The 21,123-nt window shown below is 74.4% G+C and carries 20 protein-coding genes; 7 read left to right on the plus strand and 13 right to left on the minus strand.

Annotation, left to right across the window (positions count from 1 at the left end):
• Nucleotides 1–35: 35 nt before the first annotated feature.
• Nucleotides 36–686, plus strand: coding sequence for a LysE family translocator (locus ACTMS9_RS23260; RefSeq protein ID WP_441166016.1), 651 nt, complete (start codon nt 36–38; stop codon nt 684–686).
• Between the two features lie 32 nt (nt 687–718).
• Here ACTMS9_RS23260 and ACTMS9_RS23265 read toward each other — a convergent pair whose 3' ends face one another.
• The gene (locus ACTMS9_RS23265; RefSeq protein ID WP_441166017.1) at nt 719–1,228 is read right to left on the minus strand and encodes an NUDIX hydrolase; all 510 of its coding nucleotides are present in this window, start codon (nt 1,226–1,228) and stop codon (nt 719–721) included.
• A 16-nt stretch (nt 1,229–1,244) separates the two neighbouring features.
• On the opposite strand from ACTMS9_RS23265, the gene ACTMS9_RS23270 reads away from it, so the two are divergent.
• Both ACTMS9_RS23270 and ACTMS9_RS23275 read left to right on the plus strand, forming a co-directional pair.
• Nucleotides 1,245–1,529: a hypothetical protein gene (locus ACTMS9_RS23270; RefSeq protein ID WP_441148871.1), complete on the plus strand. Its 285-nt coding sequence runs from the start codon at nt 1,245–1,247 to the stop codon at nt 1,527–1,529.
• 33 nt (nt 1,530–1,562) lie between these two features.
• A complete protein-coding gene (locus ACTMS9_RS23275) occupies nt 1,563–2,681 on the plus strand; it encodes a hypothetical protein (RefSeq protein WP_441148872.1) in 1,119 nt (372 codons plus the stop codon).
• Here ACTMS9_RS23275 and ACTMS9_RS23280 read toward each other — a convergent pair.
• Both ACTMS9_RS23280 and ACTMS9_RS23285 read right to left on the minus strand, forming a co-directional pair.
• The gene (locus ACTMS9_RS23280; RefSeq protein WP_441148873.1) at nt 2,669–4,747 is read right to left on the minus strand and encodes a molybdopterin-containing oxidoreductase family protein; all 2,079 of its coding nucleotides are present in this window, start codon (nt 4,745–4,747) and stop codon (nt 2,669–2,671) included. The genes ACTMS9_RS23275 and ACTMS9_RS23280 overlap by 13 nt on opposite strands.
• A gap of 70 nt (nt 4,748–4,817) precedes the next feature.
• Nucleotides 4,818–6,299, minus strand: coding sequence for a peptide MFS transporter (locus ACTMS9_RS23285; RefSeq protein WP_441148874.1), 1,482 nt, complete (start codon nt 6,297–6,299; stop codon nt 4,818–4,820).
• Between the two features lie 218 nt (nt 6,300–6,517).
• Between ACTMS9_RS23285 and ACTMS9_RS23290 the strand changes: the two genes are divergently transcribed.
• Nucleotides 6,518–6,859 (plus strand): RNA polymerase-binding protein RbpA, encoded by a 342-nt coding sequence (locus ACTMS9_RS23290; RefSeq protein ID WP_007070998.1) that lies wholly within the window; start codon nt 6,518–6,520, stop codon nt 6,857–6,859.
• A 65-nt stretch (nt 6,860–6,924) separates the two neighbouring features.
• On the opposite strand, the gene ACTMS9_RS23295 is transcribed toward ACTMS9_RS23290, so the two are convergent.
• The 3 genes from ACTMS9_RS23295 to lnt form a co-directional block, all read right to left on the minus strand.
• Nucleotides 6,925–7,470, minus strand: coding sequence for an FxsA family protein (locus tag ACTMS9_RS23295; protein ID WP_441166018.1), 546 nt, complete (start codon nt 7,468–7,470; stop codon nt 6,925–6,927).
• A 98-nt stretch (nt 7,471–7,568) separates the two neighbouring features.
• On the minus strand, nt 7,569–8,369 hold the full coding sequence (locus ACTMS9_RS23300) for a polyprenol monophosphomannose synthase (protein WP_441148876.1): 801 nt from the start codon (nt 8,367–8,369) through the stop codon (nt 7,569–7,571).
• A gap of 12 nt (nt 8,370–8,381) precedes the next feature.
• Complete coding sequence (gene lnt / locus ACTMS9_RS23305) at nt 8,382–9,953, minus strand: apolipoprotein N-acyltransferase (RefSeq protein WP_441166064.1); 1,572 nt, start codon at nt 9,951–9,953, stop codon at nt 8,382–8,384.
• Nucleotides 9,954–10,095: 142 nt separating this feature from the next.
• Between lnt and ACTMS9_RS23310 the strand changes: the two genes are divergently transcribed.
• On the plus strand, nt 10,096–10,800 hold the full coding sequence (locus ACTMS9_RS23310) for an alpha/beta fold hydrolase (RefSeq protein WP_441166019.1): 705 nt from the start codon (nt 10,096–10,098) through the stop codon (nt 10,798–10,800).
• 402 nt (nt 10,801–11,202) lie between these two features.
• Here the strand turns inward: ACTMS9_RS23310 and ACTMS9_RS23315 are convergent, their stop codons facing one another.
• The 6 genes from ACTMS9_RS23315 to ACTMS9_RS23340 all read right to left on the minus strand — a co-directional run bounded on the left by ACTMS9_RS23315 (nt 11,203) and on the right by ACTMS9_RS23340 (nt 17,940).
• Nucleotides 11,203–12,540 (minus strand): glutamate mutase L, encoded by a 1,338-nt coding sequence (locus ACTMS9_RS23315; protein WP_441166020.1) that lies wholly within the window; start codon nt 12,538–12,540, stop codon nt 11,203–11,205.
• Complete coding sequence (locus ACTMS9_RS23320) at nt 12,537–12,929, minus strand: hotdog domain-containing protein (protein WP_441148879.1); 393 nt, start codon at nt 12,927–12,929, stop codon at nt 12,537–12,539. The genes ACTMS9_RS23315 and ACTMS9_RS23320 overlap by 4 nt, the downstream gene beginning before the upstream one ends.
• Nucleotides 12,926–13,687: an OAM dimerization domain-containing protein gene (locus tag ACTMS9_RS23325; protein WP_334573002.1), complete on the minus strand. Its 762-nt coding sequence runs from the start codon at nt 13,685–13,687 to the stop codon at nt 12,926–12,928. Before ACTMS9_RS23325 ends, ACTMS9_RS23320 begins: the two co-directional genes overlap by 4 nt.
• Nucleotides 13,684–15,246 (minus strand): lysine 5,6-aminomutase subunit alpha, encoded by a 1,563-nt coding sequence (locus tag ACTMS9_RS23330; RefSeq protein WP_441166021.1) that lies wholly within the window; start codon nt 15,244–15,246, stop codon nt 13,684–13,686. The genes ACTMS9_RS23325 and ACTMS9_RS23330 overlap by 4 nt, the downstream gene beginning before the upstream one ends.
• 67 nt (nt 15,247–15,313) lie before the next feature.
• Nucleotides 15,314–16,885, minus strand: a complete 1,572-nt coding sequence (locus tag ACTMS9_RS23335) for an amidohydrolase (RefSeq protein ID WP_441166022.1) — start codon at nt 16,883–16,885, stop codon at nt 15,314–15,316.
• A 5-nt stretch (nt 16,886–16,890) separates the two neighbouring features.
• Nucleotides 16,891–17,940: a zinc-binding alcohol dehydrogenase gene (locus tag ACTMS9_RS23340; protein WP_441166065.1), complete on the minus strand. Its 1,050-nt coding sequence runs from the start codon at nt 17,938–17,940 to the stop codon at nt 16,891–16,893.
• Between the two features lie 157 nt (nt 17,941–18,097).
• Between ACTMS9_RS23340 and ACTMS9_RS23345 the strand changes: the two genes are divergently transcribed.
• Together ACTMS9_RS23345 and ACTMS9_RS23350 are read left to right on the plus strand one after the other, a co-directional pair.
• On the plus strand, nt 18,098–19,504 hold the full coding sequence (locus ACTMS9_RS23345; RefSeq protein ID WP_441148881.1) for a KamA family radical SAM protein: 1,407 nt from the start codon (nt 18,098–18,100) through the stop codon (nt 19,502–19,504).
• A 102-nt stretch (nt 19,505–19,606) separates the two neighbouring features.
• Complete coding sequence (locus ACTMS9_RS23350) at nt 19,607–20,764, plus strand: low temperature requirement protein A (RefSeq protein WP_441148882.1); 1,158 nt, start codon at nt 19,607–19,609, stop codon at nt 20,762–20,764.
• Here the strand turns inward: ACTMS9_RS23350 and ACTMS9_RS23355 are convergent.
• Nucleotides 20,742–21,074, minus strand: coding sequence for a YnfA family protein (locus ACTMS9_RS23355; RefSeq protein WP_350795493.1), 333 nt, complete (start codon nt 21,072–21,074; stop codon nt 20,742–20,744). The two genes, ACTMS9_RS23350 and ACTMS9_RS23355, sit on opposite strands and share 23 nt — an antisense overlap.
• Nucleotides 21,075–21,123 lie beyond the last annotated feature (49 nt).

Genomic DNA, 21,123 nt, shown 5'->3' on the forward strand with positions numbered 1-21,123 from the left:
AGGGTCGGGGCGGACACGGGAGGGGCGGTGCGGCGATGGTGACGGTGGGCGCGCTGGTCGGGATCGGTCTGGTGGCGCTCGGCCTGGTGCTGACGCCCGGGCCGAACATGGTCTACCTGGTGTCCCGGTCGGTGACCCAGGGCCGCCGCGCCGGGCTGGTCTCCCTGCTCGGGGTGGCGGTCGGCTTCCTGGTCTACCTGGCCGCCGCGGTGGCCGGCATCGCCACGGTCTTTGTGCTGGTGCCGCCGCTGTACACGGCGGTGAAGCTGGCCGGCGCGGCCTACCTGCTGTGGCTGGCCTGGCGGACGCTGCGCCCAGGCGGGCAATCGGCGTTCACCCCGACGGCGCTGCCGCCGGACCGACCGCGCCGGCTGTTCACCATGGGCCTGGTCACCAACCTGCTCAACCCGAAGATCGCCATCCTGTACGTGTCGCTGCTGCCGCAGTTCGTCGACCCGGCGCGCGGCCACGTGGCGGTGCAGAGCCTGCTGCTCGGGCTGACCCAGATCGTGATCGCGCTGACGGTCAACGCCCTGATCGTGCTGACCGCCGGTTCGGTGTCGGCGTTCCTGCTCCGCCGGCCGGGTTGGGCGCGGGCGCAGCGGTACGTGATGGGCACCGTGCTGGCCGGCCTCGCGGTGCGCATCGCCGCCGACCGCTCCCGGGCCGCCGTCGCCACCGGCTGACCCGTCCCGGCCGCCAGGGTCGGCGCTGACCCTCAGAGGGCGTCCGGTCGGCGCAGCGCCGGGTGCCGCTCGCCGAGCCGTGCGTGCCAGGTCGGGGCGTCCTCGCGCAGCGTGGTGTCGATGCGCAGCCGCGCCCACTCGTCCAGCTCCGGCACGTCGTCCGGGGCGAACCAGCCCACCTCGGTCGACTCGTCACCGTCGGCGCGCGGCTCGCCGCTTACCGGCGCGCAGCGGAACCACACGTTGAGGTACTCGCAGACGTCGCCGTTGGGATAGACCACCGGGTGGGTGGCGACGCCGCCGACCCGCTCGACCCGGACCCGCACGCCGGTCTCCTCGAAGACCTCCCGCACCACGGCGTCGGCCGGCTGCTCGCCCGGGTCGACGATGCCGGCGGGCACCGACCAGCGGCCGTTGTCGCCGCGTCGGGCCAGCAGCACCCGCCCGGCGTCGTCGCGTACCACGCCGCTGACGCCGGGCAGCAGGAGCAGGTCGTGGCCGATGTGGGCGCGCAGCCTGGTCACGTACGAGGGGACGGGCACCGGCACACGCTAGCCGGTGGCGTCGCGGTGCCGGCGGACCATCCCGGCGGCCAGCGGCGCCGCGTCGAGGTCACCGGCGGCGATCCGGCCGGCGACGGCGCCGGGCCCCTGGGCGTACGCGCTCTGCCTCGCCGCCGGCGGGTTCGTCGCCTCCACCGCCGGGCAGAGCGTCACCCAGCCCGACGCGGCGCTGGACGCGATCCGCTGGGGCTTCGGGCTGCTGCCCGCCGCGGCGATGCTCGCGGCGCTGCTGCTGCAACGCCGCTACACCCTGGACCGCGCCGCCCGCGCCGGGGACTGACCGTCCCGACGCCGGCACTAGACTTCCGCCTCGATGGACGCCCAGCCCGCCCCCGCCGACACCCGCCCCTGCGCCCACTGTGGACGGGACGTGCCGCAGCGCGTCGGCGCCGGCCGGCCGTTCCGCTACTGCCGGGACAACGACGGCGCCTGCCAGCGGGCCTCCCGCAACTCCCGGATGCGGCACCGCAACGCCCCCGGCCTGCCGGGGCAGGTGGCCCGCACCTGGGAGGCGGTGGACCGGCTCGACCAGATCGTCGAGACGCTTACCGAGGCGCTGCACGCCGAGCTCTCCCCGGCCGGGGTGGAACGCCAGCTCGCCCAGCTGCGCGCCGAGACCGCCGCCGACATCGCCCGGGCGCACACCGAGCGCGACGAGGCCCGCACCGACGCCGAGACCGCCGCCGCCGAGGCCACCCGCGCCCGGCAGGAGGCCCGCGCCGCCGCCGCCGACCGCGACACCGCCCTGGCCCGCGCCGAGCAGGCCGACGCGCGGGCCGCCGCCGCGCGGGACCACGCCGAGCGCGCCGCGGCGGACCGGGACGTCGCCCGCCGCGAGGCCAGCGCCGCCGAGGCGCTGCGCGCCCAGGCCGAACGGGACCGCGACGCCGCCCGCCACGAGCTGCGCGGCCTGCGCACCGAGCGGGACACCGACCGGCGGCGCGCCGCCGACCTGACCGTCGAACGCGACGCCGCCCGCGCCGACGCCCAGCGGGCCACCGCCGCCGCCGCAGAGGCGGTGCGGCAGGCCGAGCGGGCCGAGGCCGAGGCCGCGCGGGCGCGTACCGAGGCCGACCGGCACGCCGAGCAGGCCCGGCGGGCGCACGCGGAGGCCGCCGCCGCGACCGCTGACCGGGACGCCGCGCGGGCGGCGGCCGACGCCGCCCGCGAGGAGGCCGCCGCGGTGTCGGCCCGCGCCCGCGAGGAGGCCGCCGGGGCCGCCACGCAGCGCGACGCGCTCGCGGCCGAGCTCGCCGAGGCCCGCCGCGGCGGCGACGCCGCGCAGGCCCGGCTGACCGAGACCGAGGTACGGCTGCGCGCCGCCGAAGCCGACCGCGACGCCGCCCAGCGGCGGGCCGCGCAGCTCGCCGACCAGGTCAGCGACCTGGCCGCCGCGCTGGCCCGGCTCGGCGCGCCGCCTCAGGCGGGCTGAGCGGGCACCTCGGCCGGTGCGGCCTCGACCTGCACCCTCGTGTCGTGGAACGTCGGCCCGCCACCCAGGTCGGTGTCACGGACGGCGGTGACGGCGTTGACGGTGCTGCCGCCGGGGCTCAACCGCGCCCAGTACGCCTTGTAGGTGAACGCCAGCCCCGGCCGGGTGGCCTCGTCCACCGCGACGGTGGCCAGGAACGCGCCCCGGTCGTTGTGCACCCGCGCCGCGTCGCCGTCGGCCAGCCCCCGGGCGGCCGCGTCGACGGGGTGCAGGTGGATGCGGGGCGGGCCGGTGCGGTCGAGGTGCCAGGGCAGCGACGCGAAGGTGGAATTCATCAGGAACCGGCCCGCCGGGGAGATCAGCGCCAGCGGGAACCGCCGCGCCAGCTGCGGGTCGGCGGCCTCCACCGGCGGGGTGTAGCCGATCAGCGGGTCGACGCCCTGCCCGGTGAGCTGCGGGTCGTACAACCGGGCCCGCCCGTCGCGGGTGGGGAAGCCGCCCTTGGCGTACGGGGCGGCGCCGACGTCCACACCGGTGGCCCGCGCGTAGGTGTGCTCGCGCAGCTCCTCGAAGCTGACCCCGGCGCCGTCGAGCAGCTGCCGGGCCAGGTCCTCGTCGGTGTCGCGCAGCCGGGGATGGGTCAGGCCGAGGGCGGCGGCGATGCGGCGGAAGATCTCCGTGTTCGGCAGCGCCTCCCCCGGCGGGGTGCTCGCCGGCAGGTTCAGCGTCGCGTAGTGGTGCCCGTAGGAGGTGTGCAGGTCGAGGTGTTCGGGCTGCATGGTGGCTGGCAGCACCACGTCTGCCCAGTCGCAGGTGTCCGTCCAGCGCTGCTCCAGCACCACGGTGAACAGGTCGGCCCGGCCCAGCCCGGCGCGCAGCCGGTTCTGGTCCGGGACGGTGGCGGCCGGGTTGGCGTCGAACACCACCAGCGAGGTGACCGGCGGGTCGGCCTCGCCGGTCAGCGCGGCGGCGAGCCGGCTCATGTTGATCGAGCGGGCCGGCGGGGTGGGCAGGTCGGCCGGGCGGGCCACCCGGTCGGGGTCGATCCGGTGGTGCCCGGAGGTGGTCACCAGCGCCCCGCCGCCCGGGTAGCGGAAGTCCCCGGTCAGCAGCGGGATCGCCGCGATGGCCCGGACGGCCTGGCCGGCGCCGGCGTGCCGTTGCAGGCCCAGCCCGACCCGGATGGCGGTGGGCCGGGTGCCGGCGATCCGCGCGCCGAGCCGGCGCAGCACGTCGGCGTCGAGACCGCACTCGGCGGCGGCGCGTTCCACCGGCCACTCGTCGAGGCGGGCGTCGAGCCGTTCCCCGCCGGTGGTGTGCGCGTCCCGCCATTCCCGGTCGACACCACCGAGGTCGCGGATGTGGCGCATCAACCCCAGCGCGAGGGCGGCGTCGGTGCCGGGCAGCGGCGCGACGTGCTCGTCGCTGCGCGCGGCGGTGTCGGTGCGCAGCGGGTCGATCGTCACCACGTACGCGCCGCGCCGCTGCGCCTCCTGCACGAACGGCCAGTGGTGCAGGTTCGTCGAGAGCAGGTTCGCGCCCCACAGCACGATCAGCCGGGCGTCCACGATCGACTCCGGTTCGAAGCCGACCGACCCGCCGTAGATCGACTGGAGGGCGGCGCGGGCGGCGGCGGTGCAGATGGTGGTCCGCAGCCGCGACGCGCCCAGGTGGGCGAAGAGCCGAGGCCCCATCGTCCAGCCCTGCACCAGGCCCATCGTGCCGGCGAAGTAGTACGGCAGGATCGCCTGCGGCCCGTCGGCGTCGATGGTGGCGCGCAGCCCGGCCGCCACCCGTTGCAGCGCCTCGTCCCAGCTCGCCGGCCGGTACGACACCGGCCCGACGCCCTTGGGCCCGACCCGCACCAGCGGCCGGGTGAGCCGGTCGGCTCCGTTGACCGCGTCGAGGTAACGGTTGACCTTGCCGCACAGCGCGCCCCGGGTGAACGGGTGGTCCCGGTCGCCGCGCAGCGCCACCGCCCTGCCGTCGGTGACGGTGAGCTGCCAGGTGCAGGTGTCCGGGCAGTCCAGCGGGCAGGCGCCGGGGTGGATCGTGGTGCGGGCCATGGCGCGGATCGTATCCCCACCACGCCGGGCGGGGCGGCCCCGCGCGCGCCGGGCGCGGGCCGGACCGGGGTCAGTGGATGCCGGCCATCAGCCGGGAGATGTGCCGGGTGAACATCACCGCGCCGAGGCCGAGCAGGACCGAGGCCAGGCCGAAGGTGAGGAAGTAGGTCGGTTCGGGCCAGGTCTCGGCGAGCCGGGCGACCTGCCCGCCGATGGCGTCGCCGACGGCGGTGGCGAGGAACCACAGGCCCATCATCTGGCTGGCGTACTTGACCGGGGCGAGCTTGGTGGTGGCGGACAGGCCCACCGGGCTCAGCGACAGCTCACCGGCGACCTGGATGGCGTACACGGCCACCAGCCACCACGGGGAGACCAGGTCCCCGCCGACGGCGGCCTGCGCGGCGGCGGCCATCAGCACGAACGACAGGCCGTTGAGGACCAGGCCGACGGCGAACTTCACCGGCGTGGACACCCGGTGGCCCAGGCGCAGCCAGAGCCAGGCGAACAGCGGCGCCCCGATGATGATCAGGATCGGGTTGACCGACTGGAGCCAGGAGGCGGGGAAGGTGAAGCCGAGCACGTCCCGGTCGGTCCGGTCGGCGGCGAAGATGTTCAGCACCGACCCGGCCTGGTCGTAGATCAGCCAGAAGGCGGCGGCGAAGACGAACAGCCACAGGTACGCCTTCATCCGGCTGCGTTCGGTGTTGCTGATCTCCTGGTCGGTGATGATCCGCGCGAAGTAGCCGATGGTGATCAGCACGGTGGCGATGGTCAGGGAGTTGACCACGGTGTTGACGGTGAACAGGTCGGCCACGGCGAGCGCGGCGAGCACCACCAGCAGCACCAGCACGCCGACGCCGATGCGGGTCAGCGCCCGGCGACGGTCGGCGCCCAGCAGCGGGTCGGCGGGGCGCTCGCCGGCGTCGCCGAGGTTGCGCCGGCCCAGGACGTACTGGAGCACGCCGAAGGTCATGCCGATCGCGGCGGCCCCGAACCCCAGGTGCCAGTTGATCTTCTCGCCGAGGAAGCCGGTGACCAGCGGGGCGATGAACGCGCCCAGGTTGATGCCCATGTAGAAGATGGAGAAGCCGGCGTCGCGGCGGGGCGAGTCGCGGTCGTAGAGCGAGCCGACCATGGTCGAGATGTTGGGCTTGAGCAGCCCGGTGCCGAGCACGATCAGGGTCATCCCGGCGAACACGCTCCACCGGGCGGGGATCGCCATCACGTAGTGCCCGACGGCGATGATCACGCCGCCCCACAGCACGCTGCGGCGAGCGCCGATCAGTCGGTCGGCGACCCAGCCGCCGGGCAGCGCCATCAGGTAGACCATGGCGTTGTAGGTGCCGTAGACCGCGTTGGCGGTGGACTCCCGCATGCCCAGGCCGTCCTCGGCGACCGCGGCGGTCAGGTAGAGCACCAGGATGGCGCGCATGCCGTAGAAGCTGAACCGCTCCCACATCTCGGTGAGGAACAGCGTCGACAGCGCCCGGGGATGACCGAAGAAGGTCTTCCCGCCCGGCGGTCGGGCGTCGACCGGCGTGTCACTGGTCATCGTCACCTCCTCCCGATCTGGGGCGGCTAACATCCCCGGTGAGCGCCGAAACACTCCACCGATTCGACCCGGCCGGGGACGACCCCGCCGGGTCTCGCCCGTGGCCGGTTACCCTTGCAGGGGCCACCGGCCGGATCACCCAGCCGGGCGGGAATGCCGCGGGGGCGACGGGCCGTTACACCGAGAAGACCAGCACCACGAACGAGGGGAAGTCGATCATGGGCGAGCGTATGCTGCGCGGTAGCCGGCTGGGCGCGGTCAGCTACGAATCCGACCGCAACACGGAGCTCGCGCCGCGTCAGACCCGCGAGTACCTGTGCGCCAAGGGTCACCAGTTCGAGGTGCCGTTCGCCGTCGACGCCGAGGTCCCCACGACCTGGGAGTGCAAGTTCGACGGCAGCGTCGCCCGGCTGGTCGACGGCACCGAGCCGGAGCAGAAGAAGGCCAAGCCGCCGCGTACCCACTGGGACATGCTGCTGGAGCGGCGCTCCATCGCCGAGCTGGAGGACATCCTCGCCGAGCGGCTGCAGGAGGTCCGTACCCGCCGCGGCCGCGCCTGAGCGGCCCCACCTGACGGACGATGGCGCCCCGGGAGATTACCTCCCGGGGCGCCGTCGTGTGCGTGTCAGGGGCGGCGCGGCTCGACGATCTCACCCTCGATGGCCCGGCCCCCGTCGACGACCTGCGGCGGGCCCGCATCGACGACCTGCCCGTCGACCGTCGGCTCCGACGCGGGCCGGCTGGCGCCGCGGCGCACCCGCACGGTGCGCGGCCCGAACAGGTCACCGGCGACCATCGACGACACTCGGCGCTCGGCGGCACGTTGCACCCCGGCGCGGGCCAGCCGGCGCACCGGCGGCACCAGCAGCAACAGACCCACCACGCCGCTGACCAGGCCCGGGGTGGCCAGCAGCAGCGCCCCCAGCAGCCCCACCAGCCCGTCGGTGACCTGCCGACCGGGCGGCTGCCGGGCCTCCACCGACGAGCGGAACCCGCGCCAGGCGCGCATCCCCTCCCGGCGCAGCAGCACCAGCCCCAGCAGCGACGCCGCGAACACCAGCAGCACCGCCGAGCCGAACCCGATCACCTGGCCCACCCCGACGAAGACCGCCAGCTCCAGCACCACCGCCAGCAGCAGGGCCGGCGGCACGAACCTCAGGTATCGGCGCATCTCACCTCATCCGCGTCGCGCGGCGCCCGGTCGACGACGCCGCCGTGAACCGGACACGGGGCGGAAACCCCGCCCCTCCAGCATGACACGCCCGGGCGTCACGGCCACCGGCCCGCTACCCGCCGGCCGGGCCACGCCGCCGCCCGCCGGTCCCGCAGCCCCCACGTCGTGATCCGCCACAGCGCCTCCGCCACGATCAGCGGGCTCATCTTGCTCGCGCCGCGCTCCCGTTCGGCGAAGGTGATCGGCACCTCCACGATCCGCACCCCCGCCCGGTGCGCCAGCCGCGACAGCTCCACCTGGAACGAGTAGCCCTGCGAGCAGACCGACTCCAGCTCCATCGCCGTCAGCGCCGTCGACCGGTACACCCGGTAGCCGCCGGTGGCGTCGGAGACCGGCATACCCAGCGCCAACCGCGCGTACAGGTTGCCGCAGCGCGACAGCAGCAGCCGCCGCAGCGGCCAGTTCAGCACCCGCGCCCCGCGGGTCCACCGGGAGCCGATGACCACGTCGGCGTCGCGGGCGGCGGCCAGCAGGGTGGGCAGGTCCTCCGGGGCGTGCGAGCCGTCGGCGTCCATCTCCACCACCGCGTCGTAGCCGCGCCGCCGCGCCCAGCCGAACCCGGCCAGGTACGCCGCGCCGAGCCCCTCCTTGCCGGGGCGGCGCAGCACGTTGACGTGCGGGTCGGTGGCCGCCATCGCCTGAGCGAGCGCGCCGGTGCCGTCGGGGCTGTTGTCGTCGGCGACGAGGATGTCCACCGCCGGCGCGGCGGCGCGGACCCGGGCGACGACGTCGGGGAGGTTCTCCGCCTCGTTGTAGGTGGGGATCACCACCAGCACGCGCCCCACCCCGGGGTGGCCCACCGGCACTGGCTCGCTCACCGCACCCCTTCCGCGCATCCGCCCCCGGCCTCACCGGCCGGCGTCGACCTCCCGGCGGCGGCGCAGCCCCCCGGCGGCCACCAGGACCGCCACCGCGAGCCCGGCCAGGGCCAGCTCCGGCCACACGCCCGCCCGGGTGGCGGGGGTACGCCCGTCGGCGAGCGCCACCTGACGCAGCACCACCGCGCGGGTGTTGAACCCGGTGGCGCCGCTTACCCGCCCGTCGGGGGTCACGAACCCGGACACCCCGACCGTGGAGGCCATCAACGCGCCCCGGCCGTGCTCGACGGCCCGCAGCCGCACCATCGCCAGCTGCTGGCGGGCCTCGGCGACGTCGAAGGTGGCGTTGTTGGTCTGCACCACCAGCAGCTGCGCCCCACCGTCGACGGTGTCGCGCACCAGGCCGTCGTAGGCGACCTCGAAGCAGATCACGTCGCCGAGCACCGCCGGTCCGGACCGGACCACGCCGGGCCGCTCACCGGCCACGAAGTCGTTGCGGACGAGGTCGACCTGCTTGCTGACCATCCGGGCGATCGTGCGCAACGGCACGTACTCGGCGAACGGGACGGGGTGCCGTTTGGTGTACAGCTGCGACAGGTCCGCCCCGGTGCCCGGGCGCCACAGGATCCCCGCGTTGCGCACCTGCCCCCGGTCGGGGCCGAGCAGCACCGCGCCGACCAGGATCGGCGCGCCGATCGCGTCGGCGGCCTGGGAGATCCGCTCCCCGGCGGCGGCGTTGCGCAGCGGATCGATGTCGGAGGAGTTCTCCGGCCACACCACCAGGTCGGGACGGGGGCGGGTGCCGGCGTCGACCCCGGCGGCCAGCTCCAGGGTGGCGTCGACGTGGTTGTTGAGCACCGCCTGACGTTGGGCGTTGAAGTCCAACCCGAGCCGGGGCACGTTGCCCTGCACGACCGCCACGGTGACGGTGCGGCCGGTGCCGGCGGCGCCGGTGGGCACCAGCAGCGCCCCGCCGGTGAGCGCCAGGGCCGACGCCACCAGCAGCGCCACCGGCGCCCAGCCGCGCCGGTCGCGGCCCGGCCAGCGCCGCCACCCGGCGGCGAGCAGCAGCCCACCGGTCAGCGCCACGGCGAACGTCACCAGCGGCGCGCCACCGAGCCAGGCCAGCCGCAGCAGCGGGGAGGTGTCCTGGCTGAACGCCAGCCGCCCCCAGGGGAACCCGCCGAACGGGGTGCGGTCGCGCAGCGCCTCCTGCGCCACCCAGAGCAGCCCGGTCACCACCGGCCACGCCCAGCGGCGCCGGTCGACCAGCGGCGACACCCACGCGGTGGCGACGCCGAGCAGCGCCAGGTAGCCGGCCTGCAGCAGCGACAGCAGCACCCACGGCAGGTAGCCGGTGTGCAGGTTGGTCCACTCCAGCATCGGCGCGAACAGCGCCACCCCGGTCAGGAAGCCCAGCCCGGCGCCGGCGCGCAGCCGCCGCCGGTGCGCCGCCGCGCCCAGCAGCGCCACCCCCACCGGGGCCAGCGGCCACGCCCCGTACGGGGGGAACGCCAGCAGCATCGCCAGCCCGGCGAGCACGGCGGCGGGCACGGCCAGCCGCAGCGGCAGCGCGCGCGGGGCGTCCGCGCGGCCAACCACCTCGGCGGCCCGGGTCTCATCCCGGTCGAGCGTCGTCACCGGCACCTCACCACGATCACGCGCCGAAGGCTACCCGGCCGGCGGTGGCCGGTGCCGCCGGCCGGACCGGGTCGTGTCGTACCCGGCTGGCAGGGTGACCGGCATGACAGCGCCCCCGACCGTGACGTCCGTGCTGATACCCGGCGCCGGCGGCAGCGCCGACTACTGGCACCTGCTGGTCGACGAGCTGCGCCGGCGGGGCCGGGAGGCGGTGGCGGTGGCGCTGCCCGCCGCCGACCCGCACGCCGCGCTGCCCGAGTACGCGGCTGTGGTCCGCGCCGCCGTCGACCCGCACCCGCGGGTGGTGCTGGTGGCGCAGTCGCTGGGCGCCTTCACCGCCCCGCTGGTGGCCGACCATCCGGCGGTGCGGCTGCTGGTGCTGGTCAACCCGATGGTGCCGGCGCCGGGTGAGACGGCCGGCGACTGGTGGGCGGCCACCGGCCACCGCCCGGCGCGCGCCGCGTACGCCGCCGCGCAGGGCCGCGACCCGCACGCCGACGTCGACCTGGCGGTGGACTTCTTCCACGACGTGCCCGCCGAGGTGACCGCCCGGCTGCTCGACGGCGCGGGCGAGCCGGAGTCGGAGGCGGTGTTCGTCCGGCCGAACCCGCTGCGCCGCTGGCCGGACGTGCCGACCCGGGTGGTGACCGGCCGCGACGACCGGTTCTTCCCGGCGGACTTCCAGCGCCGCCTGGCCGTGGAGCGCCTCGGCGTGCGCCCCGACGAGTTGCCCGGCGGGCACCTGCTGGCGTTGAGCCAGCCACGCCGGCTGGCCGACCTGCTGGAGTCCTACGCCCGGGACATCTGAACGGGCGGGCGGGAACAGAAATCGGGGCGCGGCATACGCCGCGCCCCGATGCTCCCAGGCCCTTCCCGGCCGGTGGGGCGAGAGTGAGGTGCGCCGACCTTCGGACCGACCGGACGCGGACTGGCTGCCCCCGCCGGGCCGTTGTCTACTGGCCGTGCCTCTCACCCTGCCCGTACACCGGTAACCGCGGCCGGTTCGCGCCGCCCCGCCGACCCCCGCCCGCTGGACCTGGCCGCCGCGACGAGTTGCACCGTGTCGCTCGGCCAGCGGACGAAGGGACGAAGCGAACAACAGCCGCTTCCCGTAGTAGGACTCAAAGACGGTACGGCTTGCACCCCCGCCGCTGTCAACCCACCCCCGGCCAGTCGTGTGTTGCGACACGGCGTGTCGCGTCGGCGCGTCTCAATCCGTGCCGAGATGCCGGCGCAGCAACGCCCGCGCCGCCCCCGGATGCTCGTCGGCGAGCAGCCCGCCGGCGGCCAGCACGTAGTCCACATCGACCACCGCGCGCGCCTCCCGGGGCAGCGGCCACCCGCCGGCGTGGTCGGCCAGCACCGCGGCGAGGACCCCGGCGGCGTGGTCGGCGGGGGCATGCCGCAGCACCCCACCGGAACCCACCATCAGCCGCACGTCCCGCAGGTCCCGGCCGGCGCGTTCCCCGGTGGCCGCGCCCCGGGCGTGCCGGCGCACCGCCACCGTCGCGGCCAGCGCCGCGATCCGCCGGTCGGCGGCCCGCTCTGCGCCGGATTCGGCCAGGAACCCCGGGGCGGCGGCCCGCACCGCCGCCGCCCGCGCCAGAACGTCCTGCTCCCCCACCGCGAGCAGGCGTTCCTCGGCGGCGGCGCGGACCACCCCCGGCGCGCTCCACCGCATGCCGAGGTCCCCCTCGACGGTGCGGGCCCGCCACAGCGTCCCGGCGACCTCCCGGCCCGGCCCGTCGGCCCGCTCGTCCGGAGTGAGCACCGAGTACACGTCGGTGGTGGCCCCACCGACGTCCACCACCGCCAGGTCACCGCCGAGGGTGTCGGCGAGTACCTCCACGCCGGTCAGCACCGCGTCCGGGGTGGCCGCGCGCACCAGCCGCGCGAACCGGGTACCCCGCGACAACCGCTTGCCGCCGATGACGTGCCGCAGGAACACCTCCCGGATCGCCGCCCGCGCCGACGCCGGGGCCAGCACCCCGATGCGCGGCAGCACGTTGTCGGCCGCCGTCACCGGCACCCCCGCCCCGGCCAGCAGGGCGGACAGCTCGTCGCGGACCGCGACGTTGCCGGCCAGCACCACCGGCACCCGCCAGCGGGCCTTCGCCAACCGGGTCGCGTTGTGCGTCAACACCTCGGCGTCCCCACCGTCGGTGCCACCGACCAGCAGCACCACGTCCGGGCGGGCCGCCCGCAACGCCGCCAGGTCGGTCGCGCCGAGCCGGCCGGCGGCCACGTGCACCACGTTCGCGCCCGCCGACAACCCCACCCGCCGGCCCGCCTGCGCGGTGACCAGCGGCTCGTAGCCCACCACCGCCAGGCGCAGCCCACCACCGGCCGACGAGCACACGTACCACGGCAGGTCCCGGGCATTGAGCCCGGCGGTGGCCGCGCCGACCGCGGCGTCCAGGCCGTGCAGCACGTCCGTGCCGACCGTGGTCGGCGCGGACGCCGCCGCGACCAGCGCGGCGGCGTCGAGGTCCACCACCGCGACCTTCGTGTACGTGGACCCGACGTCGGCGCAGACGGCGAGGCTCACGCCGGCGGCGGGACGACCACGGTGCCGGTCGCGGTGACCGCCACGATCGGCGTCTCGAGCACCTCCGCCGCCGACTCCGACCGGTCCGGACGACCCCGGCACACCACCCGCGCCTCGAAGTCGATGGTGCGGCTGCGGGTACCCACCCGGGTCACCGTCGCCGTCACCTCCAACACGTCACCCGCCCGCATGGCGCTGCGGAACTGCACATCCGAGTACGACGCGAACAACCCCTCGTCGCCGTCGGTGCGGATGCACACCTCCGTCGCCACGTCCCCGAACAACCCCAGCGCGTACGCCCCGTCGACCAGGTTCCCCGCGTAGTGGGCGTGCGAGTACGGCACATACCGCCGGTGGGTGACGGTCAGCCCGACCCGGGAATCACTCATGCCTTCGCCTTCTTGTTCGTGATCAGCGCGTGCACCAGGTAGCTGGCCACCTCACCCGGGGTGGTGCCCCGGCCGAAGATCCGGTCCACGCCCAGCTCGCCGGTCATCGTCTCGTCGAACCGTGGCCCGCCCACGATCAGCAGCGGCCGCTTCCCCGCCGGCATCGCCTCCCGGAACGCCGCGGACATCTCCCGCGTGTTGTGCAGGTGCGCGTCGCGCTGCGTCACCACCTGCGACACCAGCACCGCGTCGGCCTTCTCCACCCGGGCCGCCTCCACCAGCTCCGGCACGCTGACCTGCGCGCCGAGGTTGGTGACCTTCAGCTCCCGGTAGTACTCCAGGCCCTTCTCCCCCGCGATGCCCTTGACGTTGAGGATCGCGTCGATGCCCACGGTGTGCGCATCCGTGCCGATGCACGCCCCCACCACCGACAGCTTGCGCCGCAACCGCTGCTTCACCACCGCGTTGACCTCCTTGGCGCTCAGCAGCGGGAAGTCCCGCTCCACCACCTGCACCGCGGAAAGGTCCACCAGATGGTTCACCCGCCCGTACACCACGAAGAAGGTGAACCCGTCGCTCATCGGCTTGGCGTGCACCAGCATCGCCGGGTCGATGCCCATCTTGTTGGCCAGCTGGATCGCCGCGCCCTCGGCCCGCTTGTCGTGCGGCACCGGCAACGTGAACGACACCTGCACCATGCCGTCACCGGTGGTGTCCCCGTACGGCCGGACGATCTTCTTCTCCGCCGCGGCCGTCACGCGCAGTCCCCTTCCAGGATCTCGGTGGCCGGGTTGTAGTAGTCGGCGTCGTGCGCGGCCACCCCGGCCAGGCCCTTGCCCCGGTCCGCGGGCCGCTTCATGATCCCGAACGTGCCCTCGGCGATCGCCGTCAACAGCGACTGGTCACCGATGCGCTCCAGCAGATCCAGCGCCTCACCCAGCACCCGGTTGGCGCGCTGCTGGATGAACCCGCCCGGCGCCGGCACGAAGTCCTCGTGCAACCCACCGGCCGCGCCCAGCACGTACCGCACGTTCTGCAGGGCGATGTCCCGATCCGACAGCCACGGCGTCACCACCGCCTCGGTCATCATCCCCACCAGCAGGATGCCCTGCCCGGTCATGGTGCCCACCAGGTTGAAGAACCCGTCGAGCAGATTGCCGCGGAACACGTCCCCGGTCATGTGCTTCGTCGGCGGCATCCACTTCAACGGCGCGTCCGGGAACAACTCCCGCGCCAACAGCGCGTGCGCCAACTCCAACCGGAACGACTCCGGCAGATCCGGGTTGATCTCGAACGCGTGCCCCAGCCCCAACTGCCAGTCGGCCAACCCCGCCTCGTGCGCGAAGAACTCGTTGAGCAACTGCGACACCGTCACCGTGTGCGCCTCGTCCACCGCGTCGGCGGTGGTCAGGTAGTTGTCCTCACCGGTGTTGATGATGATCCCCGCCCGGGCGTGCACCTGCCGGGAGAACCGCTGGTCCACGAACGTGCGGATCGGGTTGATGTCGCGGAACAGGATCCCGTACATCGAGTCGTTGAGCATCATGTCCAGCCGCTCCAGGCCGGCCAGGGTCGCCATCTCCGGCATGCACAGCCCCGACGCGTAGTTCGTCAGCCGCACGTACCGGCCCAACTCCTTCGACGTCTCGTCCAACGCCGCCCGCATCAACCGGAAGTTCTCCTGCGTGGCGTACGTGCCGGCGAAACCCTCCCGGGTCGCCCCCTCCGGCACGTAGTCCAGCAGCGACTGCCCCGTCGACCGGATCACCGCGATGACGTCCGCGCCGGCCCGCGCCGCGGCCTGCGCCTGCGGGATGTCCTCGTAGATGTCACCGGTGGCCACGATCAGGTAGATCCACGGCCGCTGCGCCGGATCCCCGTACCGCTTCACCAGCCGGTCCCGCTCCGCGCGCCGCCGGTCGATCAACCGGACACCCGCCCCGACCGCCTTGCGGGCCGCCTTCCGGGCGGCGGTGGCCGCCTTCCCGGCCGGCTGCGTGAAGCGCACCGACCCGGCCGCCGCCTTCTGCGCCAGCAACGTCACGTCGCTGATCTGCTCCCGCGCGAGGGCGTCGAACACCGGCACCGCCACCCCGTGCCCCAACCCGACGTCGGCCACCACCGCGTCCACCAGCCGGTTCACCCACGGAATGCCGTCCGGGTCCGCGCCGGTCACCCCGGCCAGCCGCAACACCGCCCGCTCCACCGACACCGTCGTGTGGCTACGCGCCAGATCCACCACCGGCTGCCCGGCGCGGCGCGCCAACTCCCGCGCCCGCGCCACCAGCACCGGATCCAGGTCGAGCTTGCCCGTCACGCCGGCACCCCGGCCCCGCTCGCCGCCGGCGCGACCCGCGCCCGTGCTGCCTCGATCCTTCGCTCGCTCACGCAGACCCTTCCTCATAGATGACCTCACCGCGCAGCACCGTGCGCCGGCACACCGGCAACGGCGTCGGATCCTGCGGACCCCGCAGCTCCGGATCCTCGGCCTGCAACACCGGCAGACCCCGCTCCACCCCCGCCGGCGTCGACCACACCGCGAACGTCGCCGGCGCCCCCAACGCCAGCACACCCTCGTTGTCCAGGTGCACCGCCCGCCAGCCACCCCGGGTGTGCGCCGCGAACGCCGCCCGCGCACTCATCCGCTGCACCGGGTTGTGGTGCGCCGCCGCCGCCCGCACCGAACCCCACGGGTCCAGCGGCGTCACCGGCGAATCCGACCCGAACGCCAACGCCACCCCGACCGCGTGCATCGCCCCCATCGGGTTCGACTCCAACGACCGGTCCAACCCCAACCGCGACTCGTACATCCGACCCGCGCCACCCCACAACCGGTCGAACGCCGGCTGCATGCTCGCCACGATCCCGTACTCCACGAACCCGGCGATCAGCCGCTTGTTCATGATCTCCGCGTGCTCCACCCGGTGCCGCGCCGCCCGCACCCGGTCCGTGCCCAGCTTCTCCGCCGCCGCCGCGAACCCCTGCAGCACCGTCGAGATCGCCGCGTCCCCGATCGCGTGGAAACCGCCCTGCATCCCGTGCGCCGCACAGTCCAGCAGGTGATCGCGCACCTCGTCCGCGGAGACGTACCCGTGCCCGCACGACCCCGTGTCACCGTCCAGGTACGCCGCCGACACGTGCGCCGTCCGCGACCCCAACGCGCCGTCGGCGAACAGGTCACCACCGGCCCCCACCGCGCCCAGCTCCCGGGCCCGCGCCGCACCCAGCAGCTCACCCCAGTAGCCGTACACCTCCGGCACGCCGTCGCCCGACACCGCCAGCAGACCGGTGAAGTCCTCCTCGTCGGAGATCTCCGGACCACCGCACTCGTGCACCGCCGCGATGCCCAACGACGCCGCGTGTTCGAGGGCCGCCCGCTGCGCCGCCACCCGCTGCGGGCGCGTCACCGACGCGAACGCCGCCGCCCGCACCACGTGGTGCGCGTCCCGACGCAACCAGCCCGACGCGTCGTACCCGGCCGCCTGCGCCGCCTGCGGACACGCCGCCAGCAGCGCCGCCGACACCAGCGCCGAATGGATCGACGCCTGCGACAGGTACACCCGCCGACCCCCGGCCGCCCGGTCCAGCGCCGCCGCGTCCGGCAACTGCGGCACCGGCCAGTTCGACTCGTCCCAACCGTGCCCCAGCACCACCGCGTCCGACGGCAACCCCGCCGCGAACGCCGCCACCGCCTCCAGCAGCCCCGCCGCCGACGGCACCCCGGACAGGTCCAACCCCGACAACGCCAACCCCGTGTCCGTGGCGTGCACGTGCGCGTCCACGAACGCCGGCGTCACCAGCGCACCGTCCAGCTCCACCACCCGGTCGGCGACCGGCGCGTCCCGGTCCGCACCCAACCAGGCGATCCGGCCGTCGGTCACCAGCAGGGCCGTCGCGCGCGGATCGGCCGGACAGTGCAGCACGCCGCCGCGGTACAGAGTCGAGGGGTTCGTCATGACACTCAGTCTGCCGCCAGCCGGGACTCGAACAGAGCGCGGACCCCCGGCTCCGACCGCAGCAGACCCAGCGCCAGCTCCGCGTGACCCGGCACGTAGCCGTTGCCCACCAGCATCGTCACGTCCGCCGCCAGACCCTCCGCGCCCAACGCCGCCGCCGCGAAGCTCGTCGCCATCGAGAAGAAGATCACCGTGCCGCCGTCCGCCGTGGCCAGCACCGCCCCGTGCTCGCAACCCGGCACGTCCACGCAGACCACCGTCACGTCCGCCGGCACCCCCAGCGCCGACGTCACCGCCGTCGACAACGCCACCGGATCCCGGGCGTCGGCCAACGCGACCATCGAGGCCAGCCCGGCCTCGGTCAGCGCGTCGCGCTCCGCCGCCACCGGCACCACCCCGACGGTACGACCCGCGCCCGCCCGCCGCGCCGCAGCAAGGGACAGCGACCCGCTCTTGCCGGCCCCACCGATCACCGCCACGGTCACCGGCGTCGGGTCGTTCTCGCGCTGCCTGCGCGCCACGTGCTCCGCGACGACCCGGCCGGTCAGCGCCGGCGCCCCGCACACGTCCAGCACCGCCAGGGACAGCTCCGGGTGCAGGTCGGCCGGGAGGACCGCCGCGATCGACCGGGCGAACAGGATCGCGTACCCGTCGCACGGCACCTGCTCGCTGCGCCCGTCCCAGCGGGCCAGCCCGTCGAGGATGGTCAGCGGGGTCAGGGTCAGCGACACCAGCGTCGCCACCCGGTCACCGGCCGTCAGCTCCAGCGGCGAGCGCCGGCCGACCTCCTCCACGGTGCCGATCAGCATGCCGCCCGACCCGGTCACCGGGTTCTGCATCTTGCCCCGGCTGGCGATGATCTCCAGCACCTCGGCGCGGACCTTCGCCCCGTCGCCGCCGTGCTTCTCCGACAACTGCCGGAAGCTCGCCGCGTCCAGGTTCAGCCGCTCGACCCGGATCCGCACCTCGTTCGGTGCGATCCGCGGGTCGGCGTCCAGCCGCCACGCCGCCTGCGGCAGCACCCCCGCCGGTTCCACAACGCGGTGCAGACCCACCGGTGACGTCACGCCGACCTCCCCTGTCAGCCGCGTGAAGCCCCGGCTTGGGCTCGCATCGCGGGAAAACTTCCGGCAGACTAATTTCTTCACCGGATATTTTCCAGTAGCCTACGGGCCGCCGATCATCTGCACCACTACGCACCGAGGAGGGGCCGTGACCCAGACCCAACCGGTTGAGACCATCCCTCAACCCCGTCACGCCCCGGTCGCGACGCCGACCGCCGGGCAGCCGTACGAATACCGCCGCAGCCCCCTGGTCGAGCCCGACTGGACCCGCTTCCCCGGCTGGCGCCACGTCACCCGCGAGCAGTGGGAGAACGCCCAGTGGCAGCGCGTCAACTGCGTCAAGAACATCAAGCAGCTGCGCACCGTGCTCGGCGACCTCGTCGACGAGACCTTCTACGCCGACCTGGAGGCCGACCAGAAGGCCCTGGCCACCATGTCCATGCTGGTGCCGCCGCAGATGCTCAACACCATGGTCCCGTTCGCCCCGATGACCACCGAGGCGTTCCTCGCCGACCCCGTGCGGCGCTACATGATCCCCGTCGCCTCCGACCGGCGCACCGACTGGCCCTCACACCCCTACGCCAGCCGCGACTCCCTGCACGAGCACGACATGTGGGTCGCCGAGGGCCTCACCCACCGCTACCCCACCAAGGTCCTCGCCGAACTGCTCTCCACCTGCCCGCAGTACTGCGGGCACTGCACCCGGATGGACCTGGTCGGCAACTCCACCCCCGCCGTCGACAAGCTCAAGCTCACCCTCAAGCCCGTCGACCGCTACGACGCCCACATCGCCTACCTCAAGGCCCACCCCGGCGTCCGCGACGTCGTCGTCTCCGGCGGCGACGTGGCCAACGTGCCGTGGCGCAACCTCGAGTCGTACCTGATGCGGCTGCTGGAACTGGAGACCGTCCGCGACATCCGGCTCGCCACCAAGGCCCTCATGGGCCTGCCGCAGCACTGGCTCCAGCACGACGTCGTCGAGGGCCTGGAGCGGGTCGCCCGCACCGCCGCCCGACGCGGCGTCAACCTGGCCATCCACACCCACGTCAACCACGCCCAGTCGCTGACCCCACTGGTCGCCAAGGCCGCCCAGACCGCCCTCGACGTCGGCGTCCGCGACGTACGCAACCAGGGCGTGCTCATGCGCGGCGTCAACGCCACCACCCCCGACCTGCTCGACCTCTGCTTCGCCCTGCAGGGTGAGGCGGGCATCCTGCCGTACTACTTCTACATGTGCGACATGATCCCCAACGCCGAGCACTGGCGGGTCCCCGTCTGGCACGCCCAGCAACTCCAGCACGACATCATGGGCTACCTGCCCGGCTACGCCACCCCGCGGATCGTCTGCGACGTCCCGTTCGTCGGCAAGCGCTGGGTGCACATGCTCACCGAGTACGACCGCGAACGCGGCATCTCGTACTGGACCAAGAACTACCGCACCTCCATCGAGTCCGCCGACCTGGAGGCGCTCAACAAGCGCTACGCCTACTACGACCCGATCGACACGCTGCCCGAGGGCGGGCAGCAGTGGTGGGTCGCGCACCGCGACGACTGAACGGCACCCGCACCACCCTCGGTCGCCGCCCCGCCGGCGACCGAGGGTGCGGCGTAGCCGATCCGGGAAACCCCGGCACGACGCGCTGACTACCCTGCACCCATGGGACCCGCGCGAGACGACGCCGACACCGCCGACCGGGCCACCCCCGTCGAGGTCTTCTTCGACGTCGTCTTCGTCCTCACCATCACCCAACTCGCCCACCTGCTCGAGGACCACCTCGACTGGACCGGCCTCGGCAGCACCGTCCTGATCCTCGGCCTGCTCTGGTACCTCTACAGCGGCTACGCCTGGCTCACCAACCACGTGCCACCGCGCCGGCCCGCCCGCAAACTCCTCCTCTTCGGCGGGATGGCCGGCTTCCTGCTCACCGCCGTCGCCATCCCCGACGCCTTCACCGGCAGCGGCCTGCTCTTCGGCATCGGCTACCTCGTCGTGGTCACCGTCCACCTGACGCTGTTCAGCCAGAGCACCGCCCGCGCCGGCGTACGCCGGCTTGCCCCCTACAACCTCGGCGCCGCCCTGCTTGTCCTCGCCGCCGGCCTGCTCTCCGGACCCGCCGTGTATGCCCTCTGGGCCGCCGCCGTCTTCGTCCAGACCGCGCTGCCCTACCTGCTTCCCGGCCACTCGTGGCTCGGCGTCGCCGCCAGTTTCCGCATCGTCCCGACCCACTTCGTCGAACGGCACGGCCTGCTCGTCATCGTCGCCCTCGGCGAAACCGTGGTCACCATCGGCATGGGCGCGCCCCTGAACCACCTCACTCCCAGCACCGCGGGCGCCATCGTGCTGGCCCTCGCGCTCCCCGCCGCCCTCTGGTGGACCTACTTCACCGAGGCCGGCGCCGGCGAGGCAATCCTCGACCGCGCCGAACCCGGCGCCCGGAGCCGACTGTCCGCCCGCGTCTACATCCTCAGCCACTTCGTCCTGCTGCTCGGCATCATCGCCACCGCCACCGGCCTGCACGCCACCGTCGCCCATCCCGACGCCCCGACCGGTTGGCCGGCCGCGCTCGCCCTCTCCGGTGGAGTGGCCCTCTTCCTGGTCGGCATCGCCGACATCCGCCGCGTCGTCCACCACGGCCGCCCGGCCAGCCGCCTGGTCACCGCGGCCCTGGTCCTGGTCACCGTCCCGATCGGCGCCTACGTCAACGCCACCCTGCACCTGGTCATCGTGATCGCCTCGGTGACCGCGATGCTGGTCGTCGACGGCCACCACGCCGGCGGCCAGGGGCGACCGGTCAGCCGCGCGGCGCGTACATGATGACCGCGACGCCGACCAGGCAGATGGCCGCGCCGGCCAGGTCCCACCGGTCCGGCCGGAAGCCGTCCACGAGCACCCCCCAGGCCAGCGACCCCGCCACGAACACACCGCCGTACGCGGCCAGGATCCGACCGAAGTGCGGGTCCGGCTGGAAGGTGGCCACGAAGCCGTAGCAGCCCAGCGCGATCACCCCGGCCGCGATCCACCACAGGCCGCGGTGCTCCCGCCAGCCCTGCCAGACCAGCCACGCCCCGCCGATCTCGGCGAGCGCGGCCAGACCGAACAGCAGCAGGGACCGGGCGACCGTCACGCCCGCCACGCTAACCGAGCGGTCCCCGGGGACGCCCCGGGGACCGCTC

Origin of the sequence: Micromonospora sp. L31 (assembly GCF_052068075.1) — a bacterium.
Classification (GTDB): Bacteria; Actinomycetota; Actinomycetes; order Mycobacteriales; family Micromonosporaceae; genus Micromonospora; species Micromonospora purpureochromogenes.

Coding starts and splice junctions, on each gene's coding strand:
- ACTMS9_RS23275 (WP_441148872.1), top strand. CDS start 1,563: ATGGACGCCCAGCCCGCCCCCGCCGACACCCGCCCCTGCGCCCACTGT.
- ACTMS9_RS23285 (WP_441148874.1), bottom strand. CDS start 6,299: ATGACCAGTGACACGCCGGTCGACGCCCGACCGCCGGGCGGGAAGACC.
- ACTMS9_RS23280 (WP_441148873.1), bottom strand. CDS start 4,747: ATGGCCCGCACCACGATCCACCCCGGCGCCTGCCCGCTGGACTGCCCG.
- ACTMS9_RS23295 (WP_441166018.1), bottom strand. CDS start 7,470: ATGCGCCGATACCTGAGGTTCGTGCCGCCGGCCCTGCTGCTGGCGGTG.
- ACTMS9_RS23350 (WP_441148882.1), top strand. CDS start 19,607: ATGGGACCCGCGCGAGACGACGCCGACACCGCCGACCGGGCCACCCCC.
- ACTMS9_RS23300 (WP_441148876.1), bottom strand. CDS start 8,369: ATGCGCGGAAGGGGTGCGGTGAGCGAGCCAGTGCCGGTGGGCCACCCC.
- ACTMS9_RS23290 (WP_007070998.1), top strand. CDS start 6,518: ATGGGCGAGCGTATGCTGCGCGGTAGCCGGCTGGGCGCGGTCAGCTAC.
- ACTMS9_RS23260 (WP_441166016.1), top strand. CDS start 36: ATGGTGACGGTGGGCGCGCTGGTCGGGATCGGTCTGGTGGCGCTCGGC.
- ACTMS9_RS23320 (WP_441148879.1), bottom strand. CDS start 12,929: ATGAGTGATTCCCGGGTCGGGCTGACCGTCACCCACCGGCGGTATGTG.
- ACTMS9_RS23310 (WP_441166019.1), top strand. CDS start 10,096: ATGACAGCGCCCCCGACCGTGACGTCCGTGCTGATACCCGGCGCCGGC.
- ACTMS9_RS23335 (WP_441166022.1), bottom strand. CDS start 16,885: ATGACGAACCCCTCGACTCTGTACCGCGGCGGCGTGCTGCACTGTCCG.